General features: G+C 47.1%; 1 protein-coding gene. It reads left to right on the forward strand.

Annotated elements, in window-relative coordinates; translation table 11 throughout:
* Nucleotides 1-123 precede the first annotated feature (123 nt).
* Nucleotides 124-2,718 carry an efflux RND transporter permease subunit gene (locus F459_RS0121830; protein ID WP_245540254.1) on the forward strand — a complete coding sequence of 865 codons (2,595 nt, stop codon included), beginning with the start codon at nucleotides 124-126 and terminating at the stop codon, nucleotides 2,716-2,718.
* The last annotated feature ends 47 nt before the right edge of the window (nucleotides 2,719-2,765 follow it).

The following is a 2,765-nucleotide window of genomic DNA, read 5'->3' on the forward strand; positions in this document are numbered from 1 at the left end:
CTCTGATGTGGTTTTGGTCGTACTTAATCAATCGTCAGATTGAGGACTTTCTTTTTATCAAAATTAGAATTTGCGCAAGATATTATACGTTATCTTCCGAATATCACCTACGATAATGACACGTTGAATTTCGTCCCGGAAGATGATCCGGCACTTACGGCATTTCATACTTTTGAGGATGAGTTCGGCAGTGCCCTGGTAATCGATCTCGTTATTAATAGTGATATCCACTCCATCATCAGCCAGAAAAGCCTCTCTGTAATCCAGCAGTTGAGCGAGCAGTTGGAGCTTTTAAAGGGCCAGGAAAAGGTTCAGTCAATCACCAATACCGACTTCATACGGGGGAAAGATGGAACCCTCACGGTCGGCCCCTTGTCGGAGGATGAAAATGGAGAACTTATCTCTCCGAAAATTTTACGGAGGCGTCTGAATAGCTGGAAGAGCATGTACGACAAGATGCTCCTTTCCAAAGACGAGCATTCGACGCAGATCGGCATTAACATCAAAAGCAGCCTGTCGATTGACGAACGTGAGGTTCTCTATAATGAAATCAAGGAAATAGCAGAAAAGACGTTGCCCGAAGGATACACCTACTACATTGCGGGGGTTCCGGCGACCACCATACAGGTCAGCGAAAACATGAGGCACGACCTTTCGGCTCTGATTCCCCTTGTTTCGTTACTGGTTCTTGTCATCCTTTATATCAGCTTTCGAACCATCGGGGGAGTGATTCTTCCCTTCCTGAACGTGATAATCAGCATCATCTGGACCATTGGCCTCATGGTGCTGACGGGATCTCCCCTGACCATCCTGGGTGCGACAATTCCCATCCTCATGGTAGCGGTGGGCAGTGCCTACGGTATCCACATCGTCAGCCACTACTACGATGACCTTAGAAATCCCGAGAATAGGGAAAAATCAAACAAAGAGATTGTTCTCAAGACAATGGACGCCGTAGGTAGTCCCGTATTTCTGGCCGGACTGACCACACTCATTGGTTTTGCATCTCTGGGGGTCAGTATAGTAATACCGATGAAAAACTTCGGTTTTTTCTCTGCCTTCGGTGTCCTATCAGCCTTGCTTGTTGCTTTCATCTTTATTCCCTCGGTATTTTTGATATCGAAGGGAACGGGCAGGATCAAAAAAAGTAAACAAGCAAAGCAGGAACGTGACATTGTGTTTTTGAAGCTCCTCAGCAAGACAGCCACGAAACACACAACCATGGTACCGCTTGTCAGCATTCTGCTTGCAGGCCTTTCGATATTCTTTATTCCGAAGGTTGTCGTGGAGAACAATCTCATCGACTTTTTTAAGGAAGACACCGAGATTCGGCAGGCCGACAGATTTATCCGTCAGGAATTCGCAGGCACCAGCAGTTTCAACATCACCATCGAGGGGCAAGAAAAAGGAGACTTGAACAATCCCGAAGTACTCCAGAGTATGGAGAACATTGCCGACTATATTCGGACAAACTATCCGGAAGTCAGTAAGGTTATCTCCTATTCGGAATATATCAAGCGGATAAATCAGGTCCTTAACGAGGATCTTCCGGGCCAGATCACCCTTAAGCCGGAAAGCGTTGGCACTTCAGACGGGACCATGGTCCAGCAGCAAGGCGCTTCGACCACCGATAGTACCGGCGACAACTTTTTCGAGAACAGCTTTTTCGGCGATGCTTTCGGTGATACTGCCATTGGCCAGGAGGAAGATCATGCTGCGGGAGAGGCGGCAAGCCCGATGTCGACGGATACTGCTCAGAATAGTATGCCGGACAATAAACCGGAGAAAGCCGATATGCTCGAAGCACTATTCGATGCCTACCGAACAGACCCCGATCATTTTATCGATGAGCTGGGACGGCTGACAAATTACGACGGTCTTGATTATTATGAAATTCCCACGGACTTGGATAAGTATCATCTTGCAAATAAGGATGAATTCAAGAATCTTATCAGCCAGTATCTGCTTCTGTACTCCGGCTCCCTCGATGATTGGTCCGATAACGCCATAGAACCCCAAAAGGCGCGGATTTCGGTGCAGCTTGGAAAAAGCGGAAGCATCATTGCCTCGCGCATAACAAAAGCAATTGTTCCTGCAATTGAAAGGATGCTGCCGGAAGGCTATACCTTTACGATCAGCGGTTCATCATTGGTTGAGAGTTCTTTGACCAACCTGATTGTCACATCATCTATTGCAAGTATAATCCTCTCAATCCTCCTGGTCTTTATTATTCTTACGATTGTCTATCACTCCGCCCTTACGGGATTAATAGGTATCGTTCCTCTGCTGCTTACGGTTCTGATCAACATGGGCATCATGGGGCTTACCGGCATCAAGCTCGATATCAGCACCGCGATGGTAGGAAGCATCTCGATCGGAATAGGCATCGACTATACCATTCATTTCCTTTCAAGTTACGCAACAAACCTGCAATCTTTATCCTCCAGGGATGAGACAACCGTAAAGGCAATATCCACCACAGGAAAGGCGATCATATTCAATGCCGTATCCGTTGCGGCCGGATTCTTCGTACTTACATTTTCCAGATTCACTCCCCTTATATACTTTGGAATCCTGGTCATCATCACCATGACGGTATCTTCGATCAGTTCGCTCATTCTCCTGCCCCAGCTTCTGAAACGTCTCGATGAAAAACATCTTATTCGTTCAGCGAACATCAAACGACCGGGAGCGGAGACTTCCGGGAAGGAAGAGTAACATGAAAAAACTAACCATCATTGCGTTGGCGGCAGCCTTCCTGCTGC

This window comes from Sediminispirochaeta bajacaliforniensis DSM 16054 (assembly GCF_000378205.1).
In the GTDB taxonomy this organism is placed as follows: Bacteria; Spirochaetota; Spirochaetia; order DSM-16054; family Sediminispirochaetaceae; genus Sediminispirochaeta; species Sediminispirochaeta bajacaliforniensis.